This window comes from Arthrobacter sp. MDT2-34-1 (assembly GCF_059091365.1).
In genome coordinates this window covers 1-1422 of sequence record NZ_JBNHGO010000033.1, presented here as the reverse complement: position 1 = coordinate 1422, position 1422 = coordinate 1, and the positions used below count along the sequence as shown (strand labels likewise).

General features: G+C 64.8%; 2 protein-coding genes. Both read left to right on the top strand.

The window, feature by feature from the left end; all coding sequences use genetic code 11:
• Positions 1-1144 (top strand): thiamine pyrophosphate-dependent enzyme (locus tag AC5RVV_RS17365; protein ID WP_494002605.1); only part of this gene is annotated, 1144 nt, incomplete at its 5' end.
• Between the two features lie 2 nt (positions 1145-1146).
• Positions 1147-1422 (top strand): acetolactate synthase small subunit (gene ilvN, locus AC5RVV_RS17360; protein ID WP_494002604.1); only part of this gene is annotated, 276 nt, incomplete at its 3' end.

The following is a 1422-nucleotide window of genomic DNA, read 5'->3' as shown; positions in this document are numbered from 1 at the left end:
CGCCGAGCGTCCGGTCTTCTACGTCGGCGGCGGCGTGGTCAAGGGGCATGCTTCCGCGGAGCTGCTCGAACTGGCCGAACTGGTCGGAGCGCCCGTGGCCACGACCCTGATGGCCAAGGGCGTGTTCCCGGACTCGCACCAGCAGCATGTGGGCATGCCCGGAATGCACGGTTCCGTGAGCGCAGTGACCGCGCTGCAGCAGGCGGACCTGCTCATCACGCTGGGTGCGCGGTTCGATGACCGCGTGACCGGCGTACTCTCCACCTTCGCCCCGAATGCCAAGGTGATCCACGCCGATATCGATCCGGCGGAAATCTCCAAGAACCGCACCGCGGACGTGCCGATCGTCGGATCCGTCAAGGAGATTATTCCGGAGCTGGCCGAGGCCGTGCGCGAGCAGTTCGCCGCGACCGGCAAGCCGGACCTGAGCGAATGGTGGGACAGCCTCAACCGTCTTCGCGAGACATATCCGATCGGCTTCACGCAGCCGGAGGACGGTCTGTCCGCGCCGCAGCGGGTCATCCAGCGGATCGGCGAGCTGACCGGACCGGAAGGGGTCTACGTCGCCGGCGTCGGACAGCACCAGATGTGGGCGGCCCAGTTCATCAAGTATGAACGTCCGCACGCCTGGCTGAACTCCGGCGGGCTGGGCACCATGGGCTACTCCGTCCCGGCTGCAATGGGCGCCAAGGTGGGCACCCCGGACCGCGTGGTCTGGGCGATTGACGGCGATGGCTGCTTCCAGATGACCAACCAGGAACTGGCTACCTGCGTGATCAACAAAATCCCGATCAAGGTCGCGGTGATCAACAATTCGTCCCTGGGCATGGTGCGCCAGTGGCAGACCCTGTTCTATGAGGGCCGCTACTCCAACACGGACCTGCTGACGGGCCATGGCACCATCCGGGTCCCGGACTTCGTTAAGCTGGCCGATGCCTACGGCTGCGCTGGCCTGCGCTGCGAGCGGGACGAGGATATCGACGCGACGATCCAGCAGGCGCTCGAGATCAACGACCGGCCCGTCGTCGTCGACTTCGTGGTCAGCCGTGATTCCATGGTGTGGCCGATGGTCCCCGCCGGAGTCAGCAACGACCTCATCCAGATCGCCCGCGACATGACCCCGGAGTGGGAGCAGGAGGACTGACCATGGCACGCCATACCCTTTCCGTGCTGGTTGAAGACGTACCGGGTGTGCTCACCCGGGTGGCCAGCCTGTTCGCCCGCCGGGCGTTCAACATCCATTCATTGGCCGTCGGCCCCACGGAGGTGTCCGGGCTGTCCCGGATCACCGTGGTGGTCGAGGCCGAGGGTGATCTGCTCGAGCAGGTCACCAAACAACTGAACAAGCTCATCAATGTCATCAAGATCGTGGAGCTTGTTCCCGAGTCTTCCGTGCAACGCGACCACATCCTGGTCAAGGTT